This window comes from Streptomyces sp. NPDC020489 (assembly GCF_044386545.1).
Taxonomy (GTDB): Bacteria; Actinomycetota; Actinomycetes; order Streptomycetales; family Streptomycetaceae; genus Streptomyces.
The window spans coordinates 312,727-337,578 of record NZ_JBIRUZ010000002.1 but is presented as its reverse complement, the minus strand read 5'-3'; the positions used below and the strand labels follow the sequence as shown (position 1 = coordinate 337,578).

The window sequence follows — 24,852 nt, the reverse complement described above, 5'->3', positions numbered from 1 at the left end:
AGCGTCATCTCCCGAGTCAGGTGCGTTCCCGTGTGGCAGCGGGGCTCGTGCCTGGCTGAAGAACTCAGCGCAGGTGTGGAAGCTGGTTTCGAAGGGCGGGACCACGGGCTTCAGAACTTCATGGCGCCGGCTGCCAGGTTGGCGATGAAATGGCGCGAGCCGATCAGGAAGACCCCGATGAGCGGGATCACGGACATGAGCGCTCCGGCGATGACCATCGACTGGTCGGTGGTGTAGACGCCGTTCAGTTGCTGCACGGCCACCTGGAGAGTCACCTTGCCCGGGTCGGTCATCACGATGAGCGGCCACAGGTAGTCGTTCCAGATGTGGAAGAAGGTGAAGATCCCCAGGAACGCCAGCCCCGGGCGCAGTACCGGCAGCCCGACCGTCCACCACTGGCGGAAGAAGCCCGCGCCGTCGACTCTCGAGGCCTGGATCAGCTCGTCGGCGATCGCCCCCTGCGCGTACTGGCGCATCCAGAAGATCCCGAACGCGTTGGCCGCACCGGGGATGATCAGGGCCTTGAGCGAGCCGACCCAGCCGAGCCAGGCCAGGGTGACGAACTGCGGCACCAGCGCCAGCTGCATCGGAATCATGAAGGTGGCCAGCACGATCCAGAACAGCACCGTGCGCCCGGGGAAGTCGTACTTGGCGAAGGCGAAGGCGGCCAGCGAGTCGAAGAGCAGCACCAGGAACGTCACGGTGGTGGCGGCCACGACGGTGATGCCCATCGACCCCCAGAAGTCGATCCCGTCGAACACCTTGTTCATGTTCTCCCACAGGTGGGAGCCGGGAACGAGCTTGGGCGGGTAGGCGAAGATGTCCCCGGTGGTGTTGGAGGCCATCACGAACATCCAGTAGAACGGGAAGATCGTGATCAGCACGCCCAGCAGGAGCACGGCGTGGCCCATGATGGTCCGCGACCGGGCGGCGGTCTCAGCGCGCACTAGACTTCCCCTTCCGCTTGCCGGTGCCCAGCACGTCCTCGTCCCTGCCGCCGATCAGCCGCCAGTTGATGACGGAGAACACCGCGATCAGCAGGAACAGCGCCCAGCCGACGGCAGCGCCGTAGCCGAACCGGTTGAAGACGAAGGCCTGTTGGTACAGGTAGAGCACGATGGTGGTGGCCTCGCCGCCGGGCCCGCCGACGTTGCCGTTGTCGTCCACCGGGAACAGCACCTGCGGCTCGGTGAACAGTTGCAGTCCGCCGATGGTGGAGGTGATGGCGACGAACAGGATCACCGGGCGGAGCATCGGGATGGTGATCCGGAAGAAGGTCTGACGGTTGTCGGCACCGTCGACCTTGGCCGCCTCGAACACGTCGCTGGAGATGGCCTGCAAGCCGGCCAGGCAGATGATGGCGTTGTAGCCGACCCATCGCCAGACGGTGATCGCCGCCACGGAGATCTTCATCGCCCACGGGTCGGACAGCCAGCCGACCTCGCCGGAGTTGATCGCCCGCAGCGCACTGTTGAGCAGTCCGGAACTGTCGCTGAAGACCGAGCCGAGCACCAGGGTCATCGCCACGATCGAGGTGATGTTCGGGACGAAGTAGGCCACCCGGTAGAACGCCTTGAACCGCACCGCGGTGTGCAGCGCGTAGGCGATGACCAGGGCAAGAAAGACCATCGGGACGGTGGACAGGATCCAGATGATCAGGGTGTTGGCGATCGACTGCCAGAAGTCGGAGTCGGTCACCAGGTACGCGTAGTTCTCCCAGCCGATCGACCGCATCTCTCCGATGCCGTCCCACGACATGAACGACAGGTAGACGGAGAAGCCGACCGGGAAGACACCGAACACGGCGAAGAGGAGGAAGAACGGGGAGACGGCTGTGTACATCGGCCAGTAGCGGTGCCAGCCGGGCAGCGGCCTGGACCCGTCCGGCGGTGGCGTGGCGGTCCTTCCGCGCCGCTCGACGGGCTTCCCGCGCGGCACTTGGGCGAAACCCATTCAGATCGCCCCCTCGCGGGTGAGTTCACGCTCGATGGTGTTCTGGGCGTCCCTCCATGCCGTGTCGACGTTCTTGCCGGACTCCACGTTGGCGAGCTCGGCGGCGAAGACGGGGTCCATCACCCGGTCGTAGGGGCTCCTGTAGACGGTCCTGACCTGCCGCGCCGACGGTCCGAACACCTCGATGGTGCGCTGTCCGCCGTAGAAGGGCCGCGCCTCACGCATCTCCGGCCTGGTGAAGGAGTGCGGGGAGGAGGGGAACAGCGACATCTCCGTGAACGCCTTGACCTGGTTCTCGGGAGACTGCAGCCAGGTGATGAACTGGTAGGCCGCTTCGGGGTTCTTGGAGTACTTGGTGATCGCCAGGAAGGACCCGCCGACGTTGCCGGCGCCGCCGGGCGGGTCGGTCACCCGCCACTTGCCCTTGGTCTTCGGCGCGGCCGACTCGGGGAAGGCGAGGCCCCACCAGACCGCGCCGATACCGACGGGCTGGCGACCGCTGGTGATCACTCCGTACAGGTCGGGGGAGCCCTCCGGGGCGCCGGCCGACAGGCCGTCCCGGCCGACCCGGTAGGCCAGTTCGAACGCCTCGCGCAGTTCGTCCCGGTCGCCGATGTACCGGCCGTCCTCGGTCATGAACCTGCGGCTCAGCTGGCCCAGGCGGATGCTCCAGACGTGGCGGATGTTGGGGCAGATCACCGCGCGCTCCTGTGACTTGCGCAGTTCCTTGCCCAGGGCGATGAAGCCGTCCCAGTCCGGGGCTCGGGCGGCGAGTTCCTTCGGGTCGGTCGTGATGCCGGCCTCCTGAAGCAGGTCGGCGCGGTAGAACAGCCCGGTGGGGCCGGTGTCCATGGGGAACGCGATCATCCGGCCCTCGGGCGTGACGCACTCGTTCCACTTCCAGTCCAGGTACCGGCCCTTGAGCTCGGCCGCGCCGAAGTCGTTGAGGTCGACGAACACGTCCTGGTTGGGGAAGTAGGTGGCCACGTCGGAGTTGATGCCGATGATGTCCGGCACCAGGGACTTGCCGGCGAGTGCGGTACGCACCTTGGTGTTGAAGTGGCCGCCGATGTTGGTGCGGCTGAGTCTGAAGCCCGGGGCCCCGGGAATGCCCTTCGTCTCTGCCCGGGCGACCAGTTCGTCGCTCACCGACCGGTCCCAGGTCCACAGCGTGATCTCATCCGGGTCGCCGAGCGAGCGCTGAGACCCGCAGCCGAGCGGCCCGAACCCTCCGGCCACCGCTCCGGCGCCCAACGCCAGAAGCCGTCTTCGTGACACTGCCATGGACGCGTGTACCACCTTCCGAGCGAGCGGCCCACCCCTGATCACTCAGGCGGTGGCCGAACAGACATCACGAACAGCTGCTCTGGTAGGACGGGGCGGTGTATTCGAGGCAGCCCGGGCCCGAAGGGATCAACCGGCGGGCCCACGGTGCGTGTCCGGGCTGCGTCGGCCGTCCGGGCGGGGGGAGGAGTACGGCGCGCACGTCGTGTCCCACGGCACCGCGCGAGCGCCGTACTCCCGTCCCTTGCTCCCCCTCGTCGAGGCCACCCGCGAACCGGCCGGACTCGGTTCGCGCCCACCGCGTGCTATCGGAGATACGCGGCGAGCGGGAGGTTCTGGCGGCGCACGTCACCGGCGACGAGCCCGGCGATCCGCTGGGCGCCGTAGGTGTCGAAGTGGGTGTGGTCGTTGCAGAAGAAGGTGCCCAGGGGGCCGCTGCCTCCGTAGTCGCCGTTGTTCGGGCAGAACCGCAGACTGTTGTAGAGCGAGACGCTGAGCGTCTGCAGGTCGATGACGGGCGCCCTGGTGGCGGAGCCGGCGGCGAACGTCTCGTTCACGAAGCCGCGGTTCTTGGTCGCTGTGCCGCCGGAGCAGGTGATGGCGGCCACCGGGGTGAGCAGCACCGGGTGCGCGCCCCGGGCCAGGGCTGCCTGCGCCATCATGGTCATCAGCTGCTGGTACCGGGCCCGGCCGACGTGCCGGGGGCAGGTCGAGGAGGAGTCGTTGATGCCGAACTGGATGAAGAGGTAGTCGCCGGCCTTCATTCCGGTGGTCGCGTTCAGCATCGCCTGCCAGCGGGAGGAGTAGGTGGTGGAGGTGAGGCGGCACTCACCGTCGGTGCCCTTGGTGCTGCTCACGTTCCCCTCGTACAGCCAGGTCTGGATGCTGCGGCCTCCGACGGCCTGGTTCTTGACGGTGACGTCGGTGTTGAACAGGGCGTCGAACTGGCTGCCCCAGCCGACCGGGCAGCGGCCGGAACTGGGGTTGGCCATGGTGGAGTCGCCGGCCAGCCAGACGGTGACCGGTGCGGCGGCCGCCCGTGCGGCCGGGGTCTGGGCGCCGGAGGCACTGGGGCAGTGCGCGGCGACGCGGTCCGCGGCGGATGCGGTGCTGACACCGAGGCTCGACAAGGCGATCACGAGCGCGGTCGTGATGACGGTCCGTAAGTTCCTCAACGGGTCCCTCCTTGGGACGGGCGCCGGGTGTCGGTCAGCGCAGGTGTGTGGCCAGGGGCAGGCGCTGTTCGCGGATGCTCTGGAGCACCAGCCCGCCCATCTGGCTCGCGCCGTACTGCGAGAAGTGGGTGTTGTCCGTGACACCGTCGACGGATGAGCGCAGGAAGAGCTGTGCGGAGGCGGACGGACCGAGGGACTCGACCAGCGTCTTGCTCTTGGTGGTCAGATCGATCACCGGCACGTTCTGCGCGGCGCCGACCGAGCGCATCTCGGCCGGCAGGTTCACTCCGACGCCGTTGACGTGCAGTGCTGTGGGCGTGAGCCGGCTGCCGTTGAACTGCCGACGGACCGGCGGGGTCACCAGGACGGGGACGCCGCCCTTCGCGCGGACCTGCGTGATCATGGAGTTGAGGTTGCTGCGGAACGCTGACGCGCTGGTCTGCTTGTCGTTGTGGCCGAACTGGATGAAGACCGCGTCACGTGCCTTGACCTTCGCCAGCAGCGCCGGGAAGAGCGCCGAGTTCCTCAGGAAGCTGCCCGAACTCTCCCCCGAGTCCGCGTAGTTGGCGACGGACGCGCCCGGGCCCACCGCCGGCGTGATCATCTGGCCCCATCCCGTGTACGGGGCCACGGACTGGTCGCACACGGTCGAGTCACCGGCGAGGTAGGCGACCAGAGGTTGGGCCGCCGGTTTCACGGAGAGGGCCGACACCTGCGGGTTGGCCCTCGCGAACCGGATGTCAAGGCCGGGGTTCCCGGTGCCGCCCTGGCCGGTCGGCTGCCCCTCCGGCTGCCGCACATTGACCGTGAACGAGTACGTGGCGGTGGCGCCGGCGGCGGTCTTCGTCGCCGGAAGCATCTGGCGCCGGGACTCCACCCACATGTCGGTCTCGGCGGCAGCACCGCCACCACCGATGGAGACCGTCACGTCGTAGTTGCCGGGGGAGAGCGCATAGTGACACTTGATCGGCGCAGTGCCGGAACAACCGGCCGGCAGCGCCCGCGTGGCGGAGTCGGCATGCGTAGCACCGGTGCTGACCAGTGTCGCGAGGGTCAGCAGACCCACTGCTCCCAGCCTGGCCCCGTGCCGTTCGGAACGCACTGTCATGCTCATTACAATCACCTCTCGATCGTTCACCGGAGAGTTGCCCGCGTTGAGGTTCCGTGGCCTGTCGCTCAGGCTTGGGTGAAGCCGTTCATGATGACGGAGGGCCGCTTCGTGGCGGAGTCCCAGGCGCCCATGGTGTAACCGGTGAACGGGGACATGCACTCCGGCTCCCAGTAGAAGATGCCCTGCCCGCCGTTGGCCTTGAGGGCCCTGATGTAGGCGACAAGCGCGGCCTGGGTGGAGGAGGCGCGATCCACCCGACCACCGAACTCGCTCTGCAGGAACGGTTTGCCGTAGGCGTCGGAGATCCTCCTCATGTTCCCCACGATCCCGGCCGCGACGTCGGCGCTGCCGTAGGAGGAGAACACCGACATGTCCCACTTGCCGCCGTTCGCGGCGAAGCGACTGAAGAACGTCGTCATCACGTCGTACTTCTGCGGCTGGGCCAGGTGGATGCACACGGTCGAGTTCGGTGACACCGCCTTGACCTGGTCGTATGCGGCGTTGAGGAGCCCGGTCATCTGTGCCGGGCTGGAGACGCTGCCCACCGGGCGGCAGATCCCGCTGTTGATCTCGTTGCCGATCTGCACCCAGGTGGGCAGCACGTCGTTGTTCCTCATGACCGTCATGGTCTGGTTCACATACGTGCCGATCGCGGTGCGCATCTGGCTGTAGCTCATGTTCCGCCAGGCCGCGGGCGGGTTCTGCACGCCGACGGAGTTCCAGGTGTCGCCGAACATGTAGTCGAGCATGATCGACATCCCGGCGGCCTTGACCCGCTTGGCGAAGGCGGCCACCTCGTTGATGGAGCAGTGTCCGTTGGCCGGGTCGTTGGAAGGGTTGACGAACGTGCGCAGGCGTACGGCGGTGATGCCGTAGCCCTTGAGGATGGTCAGTAGGTCCTGGGTCTGCCCGTTGGCGTTCTTCCAGGAGTAGCCGCGCGCCTCCATCTGAGGTGCCCAGCTGATGTCGACGCCCTTGACGAAGCCCGCCGCGGCCTCGGCAGGGGTCTCGAGTTCGGCGAACGCGACGGCGGTGGCGACCGCTCCGGCGGTGGCGGTGGTGGCCTTGAGCAGAGTTCGTCGGCTGATGCGTCCGGCAACTGGTGTGGGGGGTTGCGGGGACATGGTCGGTCCTTTCCTTCCGTCGGCCTTGGGGGAGACGTCGCGGTCGGCGGAGAGCGGGCGGTGGGAGAGAAGGTCGAGGAGCGGGACGGACGGGGTGGAGAAAACAACTGCTTCCTGGACGCGTGGAGTTGGTGGGATCGCGTGCGGTCCAGGCGATGCGCCTCCCTCGGTGCGGCGAACAACTACGGCAGGAGTGTTGATGAGTGGCACGTGTCGAAGGGGGCGGCCTGGGCGTTCCGGGGACGCTCCCAGAGGTCGGATCTGTGAGCGATCACAGCGGTGCGGTGACGGAAGTGCGCAACCGCATCACGACGAACTCGAGGTGCATCACGCAGCTTCTCGACCGGACATCAAACTGTCAACCATTGCTCACCAATCCTTGGAAGAAGCAGTGTGATCCTGTGGGCGGGGATCGCTGCGCCTCGGCTGCGAGCAGTTGGAAGCGCAGGGACTAAGCCCCAGTTCAAGTGCCCTTCGAGGAGGCATGCGGCAACGCGGCGAGGGTGCGCGCCGGACATCTGGAGAACTCGCATCCGAACACGCTCGAACAAGGAAAGCCAACATAATGCTTGACGGGCTATCAGTGGATTCCTACCCTCGCAGCGAATGGGAGCGTTCCCACGCTGTGGTCAGATCGCCGTCCCCGCGATCTGCACATCACCCCCCACATCGGAGGTCATCGTGACCGACCCGCACCGGCATTTGCCCACCTCATCGCGTCCATGGCGAGTCCAACGCCGTTCGACCAAGAGGCTGTTCGGCGGCCTGACGGCCGCCACCGCCCTGGCCCTCTCCGTACTCGCCGGGCCGCAGACCGCGCAGGCCGCGACCGCGCGGCAGGTGGAACGCCTCGACCGGGGTCTGACCAGCGTCCACACCGGCAGCGGGAACCTGGTGTCATGGCGGTGGCTGGCCACTGACCCGAACGACGTGTCCTTCAACGTCTACCGTGGCGGCACCAAGCTCAACTCCTCGCCCCTGACCACCTCGACGAACTACCTGGACGCCGGCGCCCCGGACGCGGCCGACTACACGGTGCGCGCGGTGGTGAACGGCATCGAGCAGGCGCCGTCCGAACGCGCGCTCCAGTTCCGCACCGGGTACAAGGACGTGCCGATATCCCCGCCGCCCGGGGGCACGTCACCGGGCAACTCGCCGTACACCTACGAGGCCAACGACGCCTCCGTCGGCGACCTCGACGGCGACGGCGCCCTGGACATCGTTCTGAAGTGGCAGCCGACGAACGCCAAGGACAACGCCCAGTCGGGCTACACCGGCAACACGATCGTCGACGGCGTCAAGCTCGACGGCACGCGGCTGTGGCGTGTCGACCTGGGCCGCAACATCCGCTCCGGCGCGCACTACACCCAGTTCCAGGTGTACGACTACGACGGCGACGGCAAGGCGGAGGTGGCCATGAAGACCTCCGACGGCACGAAGGACGGCACCGGCGCGGTCATCGGCAGTTCGTCGGCCGACCACCGCAACTCGAGCGGGTATGTGCTGTCCGGCCCCGAGTACCTGACCATGTTCAACGGCCAGACCGGCAAGGCGATGCAGTCCGTCGATTACGTCCCGGGCCGAGGCACGGTGTCGTCCTGGGGCGACTCCTACGGCAACCGCGTGGACCGGTTCCTCGCCGGCACCGCGTACCTGGACGGCGCCCGCCCGTCACTGATCATGGCGCGCGGCTACTACACCCGCTCGGTGATCGCGGCCTGGGACTGGCGGAACGGCCAGTTCACCCGCCGCTGGACCTTCGACTCCAACGCCAACAGCGGCTACGCCGGCCAGGGCAACCACCAGCTGTCGGTCGCGGACGTGGACGGAGACGGCAAGGACGAGATCGTCTACGGCGCCATGGCCGTCGACGACAACGGCAACGGCTTGTGGACGACGCGGAACGGCCACGGGGACGCGATGCACGTGGGCGACCTTGACCCGTCCAGGCCGGGTCTGGAGGAGTTCAAGGTCGACGAGGACAGCTCCAAGCCGTCCTCCTGGATGGCGGACGCGAGGACCGGCCAGATCCTCTGGTCCACCCCGTCCGGCGGTGACAACGGCCGGGGCGTGTCCGGTGACATCTGGTCCGGCAGTGCCGGCGCCGAGTCATGGTCGTCCCTCGTGAGTGGCGTCCGCAACCCCAAGGGCGCGGTGGTCACCAGCCGTAAGCCCGGGTCCAGCAACTTCCTGTCGTGGTGGGACGGCGACCCCACGCGCGAACTCCTCGACGGCAACCACATCGACAAGTACGGCACCTCCGGCGACACCCGCCTGCTCACCGGGTCCGGGGTCCACTCCAACAACGGCACCAAGGCCACGCCGTCCCTGTCCGGCGACATCCTCGGCGACTGGCGCGAAGAGGTCATCTGGCCGACGTCCAACAACACGGCCCTGCGGATCTACTCCACGCCGTACCAGACCACCACGCGGATCACGACCCTCCTCCACGACACCCAGTACCGCACGGCCCTTGCCTGGCAGAACACCGCCTACAACCAGCCCCCGCACCCCAGCTTCTTCATCGGCAGCAACATGGGCACTCCGCCCCGCCCCACGGTCATACTCCCGAACCGCCTCTGATCTGGACGGCCGACTTCCCTGGTGCTTGCGCGGGTTCAAGCACCAGGGAAGTCGGCGTTTTCGAGCGAGTGAAACCCGGGCGGGTGCCTGAGCACCGGCTGCAGGGCATGTGGCCGGGCAAGGGTGTCCGTCATCCACGACCAGTCCGGCCACCAGCCCGGCACAGGCGTACCGCGTCGTCGCCGCCGGACCGCTCAGCCTGCTACTGCCAGAGGTACGAACGCCGTTGGTACCTGCCGGAGTCGTCCCAAAACCGTGCGCTCGTTGTATCGCGCCGGGTGCCGCAGAGTGGACGTCGTGCCCCATCGAAGTCCCGGTGGCACGAACGCCGAGTGTGATGAGCGCCGGCGGCCCACCTACAGCAGTCGTCCACGCACCGAGCAAGGAGCCCCCGCTTGTCGCGCCGCTTTCTGGATCCCGCTCCCGGGCATCCGTTCCCAGACCCCACATCCTGCGGTACGGCACGCGGCACCTTGCCGCGCGGTCACGACACCCGCACCTGACGGCCCCAGGGGCACCACGGCACCGGCGCCCGCGAAGAGGTTCTTCGCCCAGGGCACGCCACCGCCCATCCCCAGGCGGCCGCACACGGCCCGAGCCCCGCCCACAACCCGCCGCATCACCGTCCTGCGGCACCACCGCGCCCCCACCCGCATGTGCGCCGTGATGTCTCGCCTCACACATATCTGCACATGACGGTACCGGGAACCGCCCCTCCGCCTTCCGTCGACCGAGAGAGTGGTCATGTCACCCGAGGCCCCCGAGTCAACCGTTTCTCCTCCCGCCGGATCTCCTGAGCAGTCATCCGATGAGCAGTCTTCCGAGGGATGCGTGCCCGCGCCGTCCCGGCGCACGTTCATCGCGACCAGCACCGCTGTCGGTGGTGTGGTGGCGGGTGGCCTGGTGGCGGGGCCGTTCGTGGTGGGTGCCGTGCCCGCGGCGGCCGCCCAGGCACCGCCCGGCAGCCGCGTTTCCCTGGTCGTCAACGGCAAGCAGCACACCGTCACGGTCGACAACCGGACCTCGTTGCTGGACCTGCTGCGCGAACACCTGAACCTGACCGGCGCGAAGAAGGGCTGCAACGCCGGTGCCTGCGGCGCCTGCACCCTCCTGGTCGACGGCCGCCGGATCAACTCCTGCCTGACGCTGGCCGTCCGTCTGGAGGGCGCCGAGGTCACCACCATCGAGGGCCTGGCCGATGGCGAGCAACTGCACCCGCTGCAGCAGGCGTTCATCGACCAGGACGCCTTCCAGTGCGGCTACTGCACCTCAGGCCAGATCATGTCCGGCGTCGGCTGCATCGACGAGGGACGCACCGGCTCACCGGAGGAGATCCGGGAGTTCATGAGCGGCAACATCTGCCGCTGCGGCTGTTACGTGAAGATCGTGCGCGCGGTCGAGCAGACCGTCCGCGGAAAATGAGGGCCGATGTACCCCTTCGCCTTCACCAAGGCGTCCGACACCCACCAAGCCCTCGACGCGGGCCGCGCCGGCGGCCGTTACATCGCCGGCGGCACCACCCTGGTCGACCTGATGCGCGAGACCGTCGAACGCCCCCGCACGCTGGTCGACATCAGCGCCCTGCCGCTGCGCGACATCATGGTCACCCGGCGCGGGGGACTGCGCATCGGCGCCCTGGTACGCATGTCCGAGGCCGCCACCCACCGCGGGGTGCGTGCCCTGTACCCGGTGATCTCCCAGGCCCTGGAGTTGAGCGCGTCCGCCCAGTTGCGCAATATGGCGACCATCGGCGGCAACATCATGCAGCGCACGCGCTGCACGTACTTCCGTGACGTGAGCGCCGACTGCAACAAGCGCGAGCCCGGCTCGGGTTGTGCGGCCCTGCACGGCGTCAACCGCACCCACGCCATCCTCGGCACCTCCGACGCCTGCGTGGCCACGCACCCGTCCGATGTCGCGGTGGCCTTCGCCGCCCTGGAGGCGACCGTGCACCTGCGAGGGCCGGCCGGCGAGCGGACCGTGCCCTTCGCCGACTTCCTGCTCCAACCGGGCAGTACACCGAACCGTGAACAAGCTCTGGGTGACGGTGAGTTGATTACGGCGGTCGAGCTTCCACCCCTCCCTCGCCCGCTGAGTTCGGGTTACCTGAAGGTGCGGGACCGCCAGTCCTACGAGTTCGCGCTCACCTCCGCGGCCGTCGCCCTGCACATCCGCCGAGGGGTCATCCAGGAGGCGAAGGTGGCCGCGGGAGGCGTGGGCACCGTGCCCTGGAAACTCGCCGCCGTGGAGCGTCAGCTCATCGGGAGGCGGCCGTCCGCCGCCCTGTGGACCAAGGCCGCCGAGCGGGCCGCCGACGGCGCCCGCCCCCTCCAGCACAACCGCTTCAAAGTCGAGTTGCTCCAACGGACCGTCGAGCGCCAGCTGCGCATCGTAGGAGGTGGCAAGTGAGCCGGCAGCCGCAGTCAGCCGTCGGAGCACCGCTGACCCGGGTCGACGGACGACTGAAGGTCACAGGCCAGGCCGAGTACGCCGCCGACCACGACATCGACGGTGTCGTCCACGCCGTCGTCATCGACAGCACCATCGGGCGCGGCCGTATCACCGGCATCGACACCCGCGCCGCCGACGCCCAGCACGGCGTCCTCGGCGTCATCAGCCACCTCGACAAGCCCACGCTGGCCTACCGCGACAACCCGGGAAACCGCATTCCGGGCCAGCGCCTGCGCGTCTTCCAGGACGACGCCGTCCGCTTCTTCGGCCAGCCGGTCGCCGTCGTGGTGGCGACCACACTGGAGGCCGCACAGCACGCCGCCCATTTGGTCGAGGTCACCTACGACGCCGAGCAAGCGTCGACCGACCTGACCCGCAGCCCGGCCGTGGACGGGCCCGCGCCCTTCGCACGGCCCTACGCGCGGGGCAACGCCACGCAAGCACTGGACTCCGCGGACGTCCGCCTGGACATGACCTACCGGCTCTCGCGCAACCACCACAACCCGATGGAGACCCAGGCCACCATTGCCCGCTGGGACGGTGACCAGCTCACCCTGTGGGACAAGACCCAGCACGTGATCGGCACGCGGGACGAGATCGCGGCCGTGTTCGGCATCCCGCAGGAGAACGTGCGCGTCCTGTCTCCGTTCATCGGCGGTGCCTTCGGCAACGCCCTGCGGGCCTGGCCGCACGTCACCATCGCGGCCCTCGCCGCCCGCGCGACCGGCCGCCCGGTCAAACTCGTGCTCACCCGCAGACAGATGTACTTCACGGTGGGCTACCGGCCCGCGTACGAGTACAAGCTGAGCCTGGGCAGCACCCGGCGCGGGCGGCTGACCGCGATGACACACGAGATGAAGTACGAGACCTCCCGCTACGAGCAGTTCTGGGAGGCCAACCAGGCGCTCGGACAGATGCTCTACGCCGTGCCCGACGTCAGCCAGAACGTCAAGATCGTGCCGCTCGACGTCAGCACCCCGCAGTGGATGCGCGGCCCCGGCTACAGCAGCGCGGCCTTCGTCATCGAGACCGCGGTGGACGAAGTCGCCCACCAGCTCGGCATCGACCCGATCGAACTGCGGCTGCGCAACGAACCCGGTGAGGACCCGTCCACGCAGCAGCCCTTCTCCACCCGGCGACTGCGCGAGTGCTTCCGTACTGGCGCCCGGGAGTTCGGCTGGCACCGGCGCGACCCCAGAGCACGGGCCACACGGGACGGCGACTGGCTGATCGGCACCGGGGTGGCCACCGGCTGCTACGACGTCCTCCGGGGGCAGGCACAGGCCCACGTCAGGCTCGACGCCGACGGTACGGCGGTGCTGCAGTCCGCGACCCACGACACAGGCACGGGTACGTACACCTCCATGACCCAGGTCGCCGCCGACGCCCTCGGCCTGGCCGTACGCAACGTCGAGTTCCGGCTCGGCGACTCCGCCATGCCGCCGGCCCCTGCCCAGGGCGCCTCGCAGACCATGCTCAGTGTGGGATCCGCCGTTCAGGACACCTGCGACAAGCTCCGGAAACAGGCCGTCACACTCGCGGTCAAGGACGAGCGCTCACCACTGCACGGCGTCGAGACAGGCGATGTCGTGGTCCGCGGCGGACGGCTGCACGTCAAGGGTGACGCCGCGCGCGGGGAGAGCTACCGGCAGCTCCTCGCCCGCAACAACCTCACCCACCTGGAGGCGCGCGGGTCGTACACGCCGGAGGCCGAGAGGCGGTTCTCGATGTACGGCTACGCCGCGATGTTCGCCGAGGTCGCCGTCGACGCCCGACTCGGCCTGGTCCGGGTACGGCGGATGCTCGGGGTGTACGACGCGGGCCGCATCATCAACCCCAGGCTCGCCGAGAGCCAGGCGATCGGCGGCATGGTGGGCGGCATCGGCGCGGCGCTGCTGGAGCACACGGTCACCGACCACCGCGACGGCCGGATCGTCATCGCCAACCTCGCCGACTACCTCGTGCCCGTCAACGCCGACATCCCCGACCTCAAGGCCGTCTACCTCGACGGGGAGGACTACGACGCCGACCCCATCGGCGTGAAGAGCCTTGGCGAACTCGTGCAGATCGGCGTGGCACCCGCCATCGCCAACGCGGTCTTCCACGCCACCGGCCGTCGCGTCCGCGAACTGCCCATCACTGCCGAAGCCCTGCTCTGAACCCGGGCGGCAGGGCCCCTCCCGCCACGCGGACAGGTGCTGAACGCCGTCCCACCGACCGACCCGCCACCGTGCCCCGTGCTCCCCCCCGGTGGCACAGTGGCGAGCCTTCCACTCCCTCCAGGAGAACCACTCATGCTGAACATCGCGGACACGTTGTACCGCTGGTGCCGCGAGAACCGTCCCTTCGCCCTCGCGACCGTCGTCCAGGTCAGCGGCAGCGCACCCCTGCCACCCGGCACCGCACTGGCGGTGGACACCACGGGCGCGGCAGTCGGCAGCATCTCCGGAGGCTGCGTGGAAGGCGCCGTCTACGACCTGTGCCAACAGGTGCTGGAGACGGGCGAACCCCCGTTGCGCAGCCGTTTCGGCTACTCCGACGACGACGCCTTCGCCGTGGGCCTGACCTGCGGCGGTGAGCTGGAGGTCCTGGTCCAGCGGATCGACCCCGCCGGCCGGCCCCACCTGACCACCGCCCTGGAGGAGGCGCTGGCAGGCCTGCCCGTCGCCGTGGCACAGGTCGTGGACGGCCCGCGGCGCCTTCTCGGCCACACCCTGTCCGTGCTCGGGGACGGCGGCGGCTACGTCGGGACACTGGGCGACGAGCAGGAGGACCGCAGGGTGGCCACGCAGGTGCGTGCGCTACTGCGCGCGGGCCGTACCGTCCGCATCGAGATCGGCGGGGACGCCGCCACCTGCCCGGAGAAGATGTCGCTCCTGGTCCACACCCAAGCGCCCCGGCCCCGCATGCTGATCTTCGGTGCCGTCGACTTCGCCGCCGCCCTCACCCAGGCCGGGCGCTTCCTCGGCTATCACGTCACCGTCTGCGATGCCCGCCCCGCCTTCGCCACACCCGAGCGCTTCCCGCACGCCGACGAGGTCGTCGTCGACTGGCCCCACCGCTACCTGGAGCGCACGGAAGTCGACGCCCGTACCGCGATCTGCGTCCTCACCCACGACGCCAAGTTCGACCTCCCCCTGCTGCGCCTGGCCCTCGGTCTCCCGGTCAGCTACATCGGCGCGATGGGCTCCCGGCGTACCCACGAACACCGCCTGAGGCGACTGCGCGAGGCCGGTGCGTCCGAGGGACACCTCGCATCCCTGCGCTCGCCGATCGGACTGGACCTCGGTGCCCACACCCCCGAGGAGACAGCGATCTCCATCACCGCCGAGATCATCGCCCACACCCGCCACGGCACCGGCCTGCCCCTGTCCCGCGTCCCCGGCCCCATCCACGGTTCCGCCCCGCTGCCACCGGTCTCGGTGCCGGTGGAATGACGGCCCGCGGCATCCTCACCCCGGCCGGTTCTGTGCCTCAGCCCTGCGACTCCGTCTCCCCACTGGCCAGCACACGCAGGGCCTTCGCCGACGGGGACCCCGGTTGTGCGTGGTAGGTGTTCAGCCGCATGGGGGCGCCCCCGGGCAGCGCCATGGGCTCGTACACGAGGTCGAACTCTCCCACCAGCGGATGCCGCAGGCGCACGACCTCGCCGGCAGAACCGCAGCTCACCTCATGGCGCGCCCACGTGCGCCGGAACTCCTCGCTGTTCTGCGACAACTCACGGATCAACGAGGAGAGATGGGGGTCGTCGGGACTTTTACCGGCGTTCCTCCGCAGAACGCCGGCGACCTTCGCCGTCATGCGGTCCGGTTCGGCGAACCGGTCGCGCACTTCGGGCGAGAGGAAGAGCAGCCGGGCCATGTTGCGTTCCCCGGGCGGTACGTGGGCCCAGTCTCCGAAGACGGCGGTGGCGAGCCCGTTCCATCCGAGGATGTCCAGACGCCGACTGACGACGTACGCGGGAACGCCGAGCGTGTCCAGGAGGTTCTGGACACTGGGCCGTAGCGGCTGGGCCGGGGGCGCGGGCTGCGATGCGCGGTCGCGATCGGGCTGGGCCAGCCGGATCAGATGGTCCCGTTCCTCCTCATCCAGGCGCAGGGCCTGGGCCACGGCGTTCAGCACCTCGGCCGACATGGTCTCACCGTGACCCTGTTCCAGCCGCGCGTAGTAGGCGTAGGACACTCCCGCGAGTTGCGCCAATTCCTCGCGCCGCAAACCGGGTACCCGCCGTCGCTCGTACGAGGGCAGGCCGATGTCCTTGGGTGTGATCCGGGCCCTGCGAGAGCGCAGAAACTGCCTGAGCTCGGCGCGCCGGTCCAGGCCGGCAACCACCTTTTCACCGGGCGCCACAGGTGAAGACATCGCTGTTCTCCGCTTGGTCAAACGTGCTCGCAGATGCGAAGCAGCCTAGCTTCTCCGTCTGGTCGGCGCGCAGTTGGACGAGATCGACACCATGTGGCATCGCCATGCTCGCCCGAACTGCGCGCCCACCGAGGTCCGTTCCGACCCGTTGCCGGGTCTTGCGGTCCTGCTATGCGCCGGACGGAAGGCCCTGATCGGCTGCTCGGACGCCGACGCCGCTCATGATGCCGTTGATGATGCCCTGCTGGGTCACCGCGAGGGAGCGCCGGTCGAACAGCCCGAACCCGTACCGACCGGTCGCGCCGTTGTCCCAGTAGATGCTGGCGGCCCCGTATTTCTTGGCCGTGGCAGCGACGGCCCGGGCGAAGTCCGCGCGATACCTGTTGTTCGATGAATCGAACGACGACTTGTCGATCGCGCCGTACTCGCCGACAACCACCGGATACCCCTTCGTGACGAACACGTCGTGCATCAACTTGAGCTGGGCATCCAGATAGTCTTCCTGCCCCCAGGTCGACTTCCTCGCGGGATTGGTCGCTGCCCGTCCCCACTGCGTGATGGTGCCGTTTTCCTCTCCGGCGAAGTCCCACGGGCTGTAGTGATGGACGGAGATCATGATCCGCCGCTCACTGGCGGGAATGGAGGAGGAGCGGTACTGGTCGGTCGGGAGCTTGAAGCCGTAATTCCCCGCGGTGTAGTCGATGTTCGTGTTCCAGCCGGCCACGAGCAGCCATCGTGAACTGTTGTTGCCGCCCGTCTTCCGCACGGTGTCCACGAAGACCTGGTTGTAGCTGTTGATGTTGGAGTAGCACGGCTGGGTCGGACGGCCGAACTGCCCGTCGAACTCCTCGTTCATGGACTCCAGGATCAGGCGCTGGTCGTAGTTCTTGAACCTGTTCGCGATCTGCTGCCAGGCCTTCTCGTACTTGGCCTTGATCGTCGTCTGGGAGGACGAGTCGCAGATCAGCCAGGAACCGGCCACGTTCTTGTAGCCGTCACCGTGCATGTTGATCAGCACATGCAGGCCCCTGTTGTAGGCGTAGTTGACGACCTCCTGGATTCTGTTCAGCCAAGAGGCGTTGATCGTGTAGTTCGGGCCGGGTCCTATGTATCCCAGGTAGGAGACGGGGATGCGGATCGTCTTGAACCCCGCCGCCCGCACCTTGTCGATGAGGGCCTGCGTCACGGCCGGCTGGCCCCACGCCGTCTCGCTGGGGTATCCGTTGGTGGTGGCTTCGAGTTGGTTCCCCAGATTCCATCCCGCGCCCATGTCGGCCACGATCTGCGAAGCGCTCGACTGTGCCACGGTATCGGCTGATGCCTGATGCGTCGCACCGTACACAGATGCGGAAACCGCCATCAGGACGGCAAGGAAAATGACTCTGATCTTCCCTGCTGGTGAAGTCATGGGCTTTCCTCTCTTGCAGTCTTGGGGGTGTCGGACCCCCAAGTGGACCTTTCTGCCCGTGAGCGGGCGGCCGGAGCCGCCCGGCTGTTCGGGGGGTGTGAGTTGCGGGGCCCGGGCCTGGGGCCGTACACGGTCGGCCGGGCGTCCGCGGGCGCGCGTCCGCGGGCGGTGGCGCATCCCGAGCGGCCCGGTAGTGCCGCGCTCACGGCCGGCGCGCGCTCCCGGGGTCGTGCGTGGCGGGTTTCTCAGCTCAGGGCGGATTCCCAGGTGGTCGTGCTGGAGGTGGCGTCGGAGCGAAGGCGGTCGCGGGCCGCGGTGTCGCCGTACAGACTCCACCGCATCCAGTCGACGCACGTGTTGACGGTCCGGGAGTCACCGAAGTAGTTGCTGTGGCCCGCGCCGCGGAAGGTGAGGAACGCCTTGGCGGCGGGCAGTTCCCGGTACGCCTGGCGGGCGGAGGAGATCGGGCACGTGCCGTCCCGGTCGCCGTGCGTGAACAGGACCTTGGCGCGGACCGACGGGCTCGGGTTGCCCATGTCCACACAGGACATGGGGATCGCGGCGGTGATCCGTGCGTCCGGCCAGGCCGTGAGCAGGCCGTGGGTGGTCATGCCGCCCATCGAGTGGCCGGAGACCCCGACTCCGACCGCTGTGTCGAGGTGGCCGGCCAGCGGGCCCCCGGAGGTGTTCAGGGCGAGGGTCCGGGTGATGACCTCGGAGACGTCCTTGGACTGGTTGCCGTTGTAGACGTCCTGGCCGCTGAGGTTCGTGAAGTGGGGGGCGGGGACGACGAAGCCGGCCTCGGCCAGCGGGCGGATGATCGCCAGGGACTTCTGCGGGCTGCTGCTGTAGCCGTGCATGAACTCGCAGACCGGGAAGACGCCTTGCGCGACGGGGGCGTTGGTGACCGGGGCACCGCCGGGGGCGCCGGTGGCGGGGTAGTGGACGTAGGTGGTCCACCGGCGGCTGCCGCGGCTCCAGGCGTAGGGGCGCACGCCGACCGCGAACCGCTGGGTCGGAGCTCCCGCCCGCGCGGCGGCGTCTGCTTGGCCCGTGCCGAGCAGGGGCATGCCCACGCCGGCGGCTCCGGCCGAGCTCAGGGTCAGGAAGCTACGCCGTCGCATGGTCATGAGGACTCCTGGTGTGGGGGGTTCGGAGCGCTGCTCGGTCAGGTGCAGGGAGGAGGCATCGGCGATGCCGGGGGGCGTACTGACCGAGGTGGTGGTGGGGTTGTAGCCGTGGGGTTGGTCAGGCGGGCATATCGCGCACGGTGGGGGACGTTCCGGTCCTGCACGTGGCAACGACCGTGGTGGTGATCGATGCGGCGTTGCCTTGCGTGCGGAGACAGGGCGAGCCGGTGAACACCTGCCGACCCCGCGGGGGCGTGCCAGAGGGTGCCTCTCCTTCCACGTGCGGTGTGCTGCGCCTCTGGGAGCGTTCCCACGTCGGGTTGCAACAGTCAGAGTCCCGATCGGGTGCCAATCTGTCAATCATTGGCGCCCAACTCTGTTGTCTTCGACGCGCATTCGACAGATCAAGGGGCGGATGGCGCGGTGTGACGTCTCCGCTCACCATCCGGGGTCACGCTCGCGACGGCCCCTCGTCAGGCGTGACCGACACCCGCACTCATGCCGGCGATCGTATGGGCCTTGATGTCGAGGTGCGGTCCCTCGGCGAACCGGGACACCACGGCGCGGACATGGTCCTGGGCGGGCTGGAGCAGCCCGTCGTACACCGCGACGCAGACTTGCCGCGCCCGTGGCCGGGGCCAGTCGGACGGCAGTAACCCGATGGGGAGCAGCGGGTCCAGGATGGGGAAGTGCCGGTAGGCGTGCATGACCTCGGTCCGGGCCCGCACCGCGTCGGCACCGGTGACGCCGCCGGCGCTGATGCGCGCAAGCAAGCCGCTCCAACGGCCGATGAAGGCGTGGTAGTGCTCGGCGATGCCGGTCAGGTCCCACGCCTGGACCGGGTTGCGGTCCACCTCCGTGTCCAGTTCCTCCTGCCGCGCGCGGAACACGGTCACCGCTCCCCGCGCCAGGTCGGCCACCTCGATCCGCCCTTTGGGGGTCAGGGGATGCGGCGACACCCAGAGCGCGTCGTACAGCGGCGCGAATCCACGCCAACGCAGCGCGGTGCGCAACGCCCGCCGCCGCGTGCTCTCCTGTTCCGGGACGGAGAAGGCGATCAGTGTCCACCGTCCGTCCCACGAGTCGGGCTGGGTGGTGAAGGTGGCGATCGAACTGGCCCCGCTCCACAAGTCGGCGGCGGCCTGCGACGTCAGCCGGTAGGAGCTGTACCGCCCTTGCCGGCTGCCCTCCAGCACTCCACGGCGCATCAGCCTGCTGATCGTCGTGCGGGCGGCACCCGCGCTCACGTGGAACTCGCCGAGCAGCGCCACGATCGCCGCCGACGGCAACCACGCCCGCGCGGGGAACGTGTAGTCGGCGATCAACGTCACCGCGAGTCCCTGCGGTGAGACGGTGCTCTGCCAGCCGGGCGACCGCACGGGGCCGGCGGCGCCGTCACCCGCGTCCGAGAAGATCTCCTCGAGATGGGACAGGTTCGGCAAGGTCGGCTCCGACGCGGTGGACAGGGTCGGCCTCACTGTAACGGTTGGGAAATCGCCGGGTGGGACTCCGGCGGGATTGCCCCAGCTGCCAGGGCAGCAGGGCCAGATGCCGGACTCGCCGTGCTTCCTTCGACCCCGAGACCGGGGGAGGGGAGTGGATCTTCAGCACGTCGATCTCGGACCCGGCGAGGATGCCCCGGCGATCGCCCCGAGAGCTCGAGCTCGGTGATCCACTGCTCGTAGGTCTGCCCGGCGGGGGCTGCGACACGCTCAGCTGTGACCGGGCACGCACTTCCGGCGTGCCGTGCCCACATCCATGTCCAACGGTCAGGAGACGATCTTGCTGCCGTACCGGGGCAGGGAGGCTGCCAAGGCGGCCGGATCGGGGCCGGTTCCTGGAAGGCGAGCGGGGGGAATGCTGCCGGGGCGGGGACCGTGGTGCCTGTCTCGAAGAGATGTCAGGGCCAAAAGCTGAGCACCGCGCGCGCTCCCTGAGCCGGCGGATCACAGTGTGATCATCAGGTGCAAGCGCGGTGCGGCGATCTCGCCGTCGAGCCGGGCCGGGGGCCGGGCGCCCGCGCAGGCAGCGGAGGCGCCGCCTGCGCGTCGCGGTCCGAACGGCCCCGGCCGCCCCCGTCACATACCGATCCGCGCCGCGATGATCGGTGCCAGCCGGTCCGCGATGGCGCGGTGCCCCTGGTCGTTGGGGTGGACCGAGTCCGACAGGTCGCCCGAGCCCAGCCAGCCGGTGGTGTCGACGAAGGAGACCCGGGAGTCGCCGCCGTCCACAGCCGCCTTGACCGCCGCCTGGGTCTGCGGGACGTACCGCCCGCGGAAAGTCTCCAGTGCGAAGATCCACGCCTGCGGGTACGCGGCGCGGACCTTGCGCAGCAGGCTGGTGTACGCCGTCTGGAACTGCGCGGAACTCACCCCGTGGCCCACGTCGTTGGTGCCGAGGTTGATGACGACCGCGTTCGCCTGGTAGCGGGCGAAGTCCCAGTCGGGGGTGGCCGCGTTCGGGTTGAGCTTGGTGAACTGCCGCTCCAGACCGACGCATCCGTCCGCGGCGGCGACCAGACAGGCGCCGCCCTGGGCGATCTGGGTGTGCTCGGTGCCGAGCCGTTCCCCGATCAGCCAGCCGTACGCGGTTCGGGCGTTCTGCGACGACGTCGTCCCTACCGTGATCGAGTCGCCGACGAACTCGATCAACTTGCCGGGTGACGGCGGGGCGAAGGTGGTGGCGCCACTGTCGAGGACCAGCCCCTGGAAGACGGCGTCACCCCGGTACGAACCGGCGACCACCTGGTAGTTGACCTGGAGGGTGTGGTTGCCGGCGGACAGCGGGGAGGGCGTCAGGTTCACCGTCCCTTTGACGTCGTCGTAGAACTTCACCGGGCCGTTGTCGATCCTCGCCCAGAAGTCGATCGTCCCGCGCTGCTTGAGCTGGACGGTCCGGCCGGTGAAGCCGACCCGGTAGTAGGCGCCCGCCCAGTACGGGGTGTAGGCGGTGGAGGTCCTGGTGTCCCAGCGGCCCACGAACTTGATGTTCGGGTCGCCGGGTTGGCCGGGACCCGCCGCCAGGGTGGACGCGGGGTCGCCGAGCCGGGCGGCGATGACGGGGGCGAGACGGTTCGCGAACTTGGTGTGGCCGGCCTCGTTGGGATGCCCGTTGCCGTCCTCGTAATCGGTGCCGTCGGTCAGCCAGCCCGTGGTGTCGACGTAATGCACCCTGCTGTCACCGGCGTTGGCGCGAGCGGTGACAGCCGCCTTGGTCTCGGTGACGTAGCGCTTCTTGAGCGTCTGCACGGCGAACAGGTGCGCGTCGGGGTAAGTGGCGCGCAGGTCGGCGAGGAACTTGGTGTACGCCGACCGGAAGGCGGCGCCGGTCACGCCGTGACCGATGTCGTTGGTGCCCAGGTTGATGACGACAGCGTCCGCCCGGTAACGGGAGAAGTCCCAGTTCTGGGTGCCGGTGCTCGCCGTCCTGAAGAACTGGGTGCTCAGGCCCGTGCATCCGGACTGGGCGACGAGGCAGTAGCCGGAGCGGGCGATCTGGGTGTGGCGCGCCCCCAGTTGCTCACCTGCCTTCCAGGCGTACGAGTCCAGTGCGAGCCGGTCCGTGAGCGCGCCAGCGGTGATGGAGTCGCCGACGAACTCGACAAGCCGGGAAGGGGTGTTCGGTGCGACCGTGCGCGCACCGGCGTCCAGCACCAGGCCCTGGAAGACGGTGTCGCCGGAGCGGTACGAGATGCGCAGGGTGTGGGTGCCGGCCGACAGCGGTCGGGGAGTGAGGTTCACCGTGCCGCGCACGCCCGCGTGGAAGACGTCGGGGCCGCCGTCGATGCTGACGTACAGGTTGACCGCGTCTCTTGCCTTGACCTTCACCGTGGTACCGGTGAAGGCCGTCTGCAGATAGGCCCCGGTCCAGGAGGGCACCGCCGCCGTGCCTGCGCTGGTGTCCCAGCGCCCGACGTAGACGATGTTGGGGTCGGAGACCGAGCCGTCACCCGGCGCGGCGTGGGCGGGGGAGTTCCCCGTCCAGGACAGCAGACAGGCGACGAGAACGGCCGCGACGAGCGCGGGGAGGGTTCGAGCGTGGCGGCGTAAAGAGGTGACGTGGGGGGTGGTGTGGGGGGTGGTCTGCACGGGGGATCCCTTTCGGCGTGGGGTGGGAGCGTTCCCAGAGGCAGCCTCTCGAGAGAAGCAATGAAACGGTTCAGCGTCAAGGGTTCGCGTGAGGCGGGCAATTCACCGATAGGCGGGGGGAGTTGCTAGGGCCGTCTCTGGCCATCAGGGCTTGGCGGGACGCTGGCGTCTGCGCTGCGTTGCACTGCGTGAGGCGTGAATGTCGTCCAGCCGTCCTGGGCCCGGGGAGGGGGCAGCGGGTGATCCGGTGGCCGTCGCCGGGTGAGTCAAAGGCGGGTTCGGGGCTACTCGGGGGGTATGACAGGACTGCGTCTTCCAGGGATGCGCTGCGGGCGCACCGTACCGTCCTGCTCGCTCGGAGCGGCGGAACTGGTCCCCGACGTGCATCCCCGCGGTGCCCACCGCTGTCCAAGTCCCTGCTGGAGACGTCCGGGCCGCGGTCCGCGCCACGAGGTGGCCAAGGCCTTGCCGCCGCCGCTGACCGTGGCGGACGAGCAACCGGGGCGGGGCTTCGATACTCGGGGAGCCCGTCGCCTCGGTGGTCGGCAGGCCGGCCCGCGCAGCCCGACGAATCCAGCCACCTCACCTCTTGAACTGACGATCTTCGCGCGGCGGACCGGCCGCGGGGCCGGCGGAGCCGGCTGGGCCGGCGAAGGGGAGGACAGGTGTCGGTCGACCTCGTCGGCTTCCTAGGCGTAGTGCTGGTGGCGTATGTGGTCCCTGGCCCGGACTTCCTCGTGGTGGTGAGATCGGCCGGCGAGAATCCCGCCAAGGGGCGGGCCGCGGCGCTGGGCGCGCAGACCGGACTGTGCGTCCACATGGTCGCCGCTGCGGTCGGACTGTCCCTGATCGCTGCCCGATCGCCGGCTGTCTACGACACCATCAAGCTGTTGGGCGCGGCCTACCTCGTCTATCTCGGGGTCCGGGCTGTCCTGGCCGCGCGACGGGCCGCCCGTGAGCGGGCCGCCGGGTCAGAGGCAGTCGACGGTCTGGCAGACGGCGTTCCTTCGCGGGCTTCGGCCGAGAAGGGGCGAGTCCATGGCGAGTGGCGTTCGGGCTTCACCCAGGGCTTCTTCACCAATGTTCTGAACCCCAAGGCGGCCCTGTTCTTTCTCAGCATCTTGCCGCAGTTCGTCAACGGCGGCGGCTCCGCAACACGGCAGATCTTTCTCCTCGGCACCCTGGACATCGTCCTCGGTGTCGCCTACTGGTTCATCGTTGTCGCGGTCACCGCGCGGCTACGGGCCTTCCTGGCCCGCCCGAAGGTTCGTCACCGCTGGGAGTTGACCACTGGCTGGCTCTTCATCGGCATCGGCCTGGGTGTTGCCGTGGCAGCGTGAGGGCGCTGCTCCGGGTTCCCGCCGGCGCGGCAGTTCCTCACGCCCACCGATGCGGAACGGGGCGCCCGAGCACGGCACCTGACGGTACGTCGGATCAGCCGTGGTCTATCAGTCATGCGGGGCTGATTGTGCGCGGGTGGCGGAAAGCCCGGCGTGCCTGCGTCCCCTGCTGCCAGTGTCCCGGTTGGTCACTGCGCGCGCCGAATGTGACTGTCCACAATGGCGCTGTCGCAGGCAGCGACACCCTCCTGGTCAGCTGTAGGAAGCACGGCTGGCGGTGGAGCACGCCGTGGAGTGGCCCCGGGCGGGGCCGCCGGGTCGAGCCGCCTGTGCCCGGAGGGGATCAGGCGGCGCCCTGTGCGGTGAGGGCCCCGTTCAGGGTGGGGTAGAGCGGGAGGACGGCGTCCAGTCCGACGATGTGCAGGAGGTCCAGGACGCGTGCCGGAATGTGGGCCAGGCGCAGCCAGCCGCCTTCGGCGCGGGCGGCGTTGTTCGCGGCGACGAGGACGTTGATGCCGCTGGAGTCCATGAAGGTGACGTCGCAGAAGTCGACGACCGTGCAGTGGGAGGACCCGTGGTCCGCGGTGAGGGCCTGGCGGAAGGTGTCGGCCGTGGTGTGGTCGATCTCGCCGAACAGGGCGAGGACGTGCACGCCGTCAGCGGTGGTGTGCCGGGTGACGGTCAAGTGGGCCTGTCGCATACCGTCTCCTGTCCGTCGTAGGCGGGCTCGCCGCTACGAGGCCACTGCCCACGCAAACGCATGCCGCCCTACGATGTCAACTGTCCCACGGTCGGACGGGCCTGAAGAGGCTCAGACGGGGCAGATGCCAGGCGCTGTGGGGC

The 24,852-nt window shown here is 69.0% G+C and carries 18 protein-coding genes; 6 read left to right on the top strand and 12 right to left on the bottom strand.

Annotated features, from left to right (window positions below; all coding sequences use genetic code 11):
- Nucleotides 1–110: 110 nt before the first annotated feature.
- From ACH41F_RS05405 to ACH41F_RS05380, 6 genes are all read right to left on the bottom strand, one after another.
- Nucleotides 111–911, bottom strand: a complete 801-nt coding sequence (locus tag ACH41F_RS05405) for a carbohydrate ABC transporter permease (RefSeq protein ID WP_398833647.1) — start codon at nucleotides 909–911, stop codon at nucleotides 111–113.
- Between the two features lie 25 nt (nucleotides 912–936).
- Nucleotides 937–1,953, bottom strand: coding sequence for a carbohydrate ABC transporter permease (locus ACH41F_RS05400; RefSeq protein WP_398833153.1), 1,017 nt, complete (start codon nucleotides 1,951–1,953; stop codon nucleotides 937–939).
- On the bottom strand, nucleotides 1,954–3,237 hold the full coding sequence (locus tag ACH41F_RS05395; protein WP_391232287.1) for an extracellular solute-binding protein: 1,284 nt from the start codon (nucleotides 3,235–3,237) through the stop codon (nucleotides 1,954–1,956).
- A gap of 305 nt (nucleotides 3,238–3,542) precedes the next feature.
- Complete coding sequence (locus tag ACH41F_RS05390; protein ID WP_391232288.1) at nucleotides 3,543–4,412, bottom strand: SGNH/GDSL hydrolase family protein; 870 nt, start codon at nucleotides 4,410–4,412, stop codon at nucleotides 3,543–3,545.
- Between the two features lie 34 nt (nucleotides 4,413–4,446).
- The gene (locus ACH41F_RS05385; RefSeq protein WP_398833150.1) at nucleotides 4,447–5,520 is read right to left on the bottom strand and encodes a rhamnogalacturonan acetylesterase; all 1,074 of its coding nucleotides are present in this window, start codon (nucleotides 5,518–5,520) and stop codon (nucleotides 4,447–4,449) included.
- Between the two features lie 68 nt (nucleotides 5,521–5,588).
- Nucleotides 5,589–6,647, bottom strand: coding sequence for a glycosyl hydrolase 53 family protein (locus tag ACH41F_RS05380; RefSeq protein ID WP_391232290.1), 1,059 nt, complete (start codon nucleotides 6,645–6,647; stop codon nucleotides 5,589–5,591).
- A 765-nt stretch (nucleotides 6,648–7,412) separates the two neighbouring features.
- Here ACH41F_RS05380 and ACH41F_RS05375 point away from each other — a divergent pair.
- The 5 genes from ACH41F_RS05375 (at nucleotide 7,413) to ACH41F_RS05355 (ending at nucleotide 15,118) form a co-directional block, all read left to right on the top strand.
- The gene (locus tag ACH41F_RS05375; protein ID WP_391232360.1) at nucleotides 7,413–9,230 is read left to right on the top strand and encodes a rhamnogalacturonan lyase; all 1,818 of its coding nucleotides are present in this window, start codon (nucleotides 7,413–7,415) and stop codon (nucleotides 9,228–9,230) included.
- 744 nt (nucleotides 9,231–9,974) lie between these two features.
- Entirely contained in the window at nucleotides 9,975–10,652 is a 678-nt protein-coding gene (locus ACH41F_RS05370) for a 2Fe-2S iron-sulfur cluster-binding protein (protein WP_391232291.1), read from the top strand.
- Between the two features lie 6 nt (nucleotides 10,653–10,658).
- A complete protein-coding gene (locus tag ACH41F_RS05365; protein ID WP_398833147.1) occupies nucleotides 10,659–11,639 on the top strand; it encodes an FAD binding domain-containing protein in 981 nt (326 codons plus the stop codon).
- The gene (locus ACH41F_RS05360; RefSeq protein ID WP_398833145.1) at nucleotides 11,636–13,840 is read left to right on the top strand and encodes a xanthine dehydrogenase family protein molybdopterin-binding subunit; all 2,205 of its coding nucleotides are present in this window, start codon (nucleotides 11,636–11,638) and stop codon (nucleotides 13,838–13,840) included. The genes ACH41F_RS05365 and ACH41F_RS05360 overlap by 4 nt, the downstream gene beginning before the upstream one ends.
- 135 nt (nucleotides 13,841–13,975) lie before the next feature.
- A complete protein-coding gene (locus tag ACH41F_RS05355; RefSeq protein WP_398833143.1) occupies nucleotides 13,976–15,118 on the top strand; it encodes an XdhC family protein in 1,143 nt (380 codons plus the stop codon).
- Between the two features lie 37 nt (nucleotides 15,119–15,155).
- Here the strand turns inward: ACH41F_RS05355 and ACH41F_RS05350 are convergent, their stop codons facing one another.
- The 5 genes from ACH41F_RS05350 to ACH41F_RS05330 form a co-directional block, all read right to left on the bottom strand.
- On the bottom strand, nucleotides 15,156–16,043 hold the full coding sequence (locus ACH41F_RS05350; protein ID WP_391232296.1) for a helix-turn-helix domain-containing protein: 888 nt from the start codon (nucleotides 16,041–16,043) through the stop codon (nucleotides 15,156–15,158).
- A 169-nt stretch (nucleotides 16,044–16,212) separates the two neighbouring features.
- Nucleotides 16,213–17,451, bottom strand: coding sequence for a cellulase family glycosylhydrolase (locus tag ACH41F_RS05345; RefSeq protein ID WP_391232297.1), 1,239 nt, complete (start codon nucleotides 17,449–17,451; stop codon nucleotides 16,213–16,215).
- A gap of 245 nt (nucleotides 17,452–17,696) precedes the next feature.
- Nucleotides 17,697–18,581 carry an alpha/beta hydrolase family protein gene (locus tag ACH41F_RS05340; protein ID WP_398833140.1) on the bottom strand — a complete coding sequence of 295 codons (885 nt, stop codon included), beginning with the start codon at nucleotides 18,579–18,581 and terminating at the stop codon, nucleotides 17,697–17,699.
- A 473-nt stretch (nucleotides 18,582–19,054) separates the two neighbouring features.
- Nucleotides 19,055–20,023 (bottom strand): PaaX family transcriptional regulator C-terminal domain-containing protein, encoded by a 969-nt coding sequence (locus ACH41F_RS05335; protein WP_391232299.1) that lies wholly within the window; start codon nucleotides 20,021–20,023, stop codon nucleotides 19,055–19,057.
- A 636-nt stretch (nucleotides 20,024–20,659) separates the two neighbouring features.
- On the bottom strand, nucleotides 20,660–22,669 hold the full coding sequence (locus ACH41F_RS05330) for a GDSL-type esterase/lipase family protein (protein WP_391232300.1): 2,010 nt from the start codon (nucleotides 22,667–22,669) through the stop codon (nucleotides 20,660–20,662).
- A gap of 665 nt (nucleotides 22,670–23,334) precedes the next feature.
- Here ACH41F_RS05330 and ACH41F_RS05325 point away from each other — a divergent pair.
- Nucleotides 23,335–24,009, top strand: a complete 675-nt coding sequence (locus ACH41F_RS05325; protein ID WP_391232302.1) for a LysE family transporter — start codon at nucleotides 23,335–23,337, stop codon at nucleotides 24,007–24,009.
- Between the two features lie 343 nt (nucleotides 24,010–24,352).
- Here the strand turns inward: ACH41F_RS05325 and ACH41F_RS05320 are convergent, their stop codons facing one another.
- The gene (locus ACH41F_RS05320) at nucleotides 24,353–24,709 is read right to left on the bottom strand and encodes an anti-sigma factor antagonist (RefSeq protein ID WP_391232303.1); all 357 of its coding nucleotides are present in this window, start codon (nucleotides 24,707–24,709) and stop codon (nucleotides 24,353–24,355) included.
- Nucleotides 24,710–24,852 lie beyond the last annotated feature (143 nt).